Below are 524 nucleotides of genomic sequence, written 5' to 3'. Positions count from 1 at the left end.
AAAAACGGCGCGCCGGTGACCAACATCACCAACCCGTTGACCGTCACCTTGGACAACGGCAAAACCATCACCATCGGCGTAAACCAATCGAGCGGTAGCGTTTCTGTTCTTGCTCCTGATGATGTGTACAAGGGCGACCAGACCGTCACCACCGCCATCAAAGGCGTTGCTGGCGGCGAGCACTTCGAAAACCTGGTCCCTGGCACTACGGCAGTGAACACCACTGTCACCGATACCCCCGGTACCGACAACACCACCACCGTGACGCTGACGGCTCCGGCCCAGGCAAACGAGGGTGGGCAGATTACGTACACCGCAACGCTCTCCAACAAAGCTGGCACTGATGTAACGCTGAAGTTGGATAACGGCTCGTCGATCACCATCAAGGCTGGCGACACGGTTGGCACTGTGACCGTGCCTGCGCCGACCGATGACGTATTCATCGATAAGAGCACTCAGACCGTCAAGATTACTGATGCTTCCGGCGGCAACTTCGAAAAACTCGAAGTGGCAGGCAACGGCGC

General features: G+C 57.6%; 1 protein-coding gene. It reads left to right on the top strand.

Going from position 1 to position 524, the window contains the following annotated elements:
- On the top strand, positions 1-524 hold a 524-nt coding region (locus DK871_RS28545; RefSeq protein WP_161907489.1), incomplete at both ends, for an immunoglobulin-like domain-containing protein.

This window comes from Pseudomonas sp. L13 (genome assembly GCF_009935965.1).
Lineage (GTDB): Bacteria > Pseudomonadota > Gammaproteobacteria > Pseudomonadales > Pseudomonadaceae > Aquipseudomonas > Aquipseudomonas lactis.
Note: the sequence above shows the minus strand (reverse complement) of the source record. Positions and strands in the feature narration are given on the sequence as shown.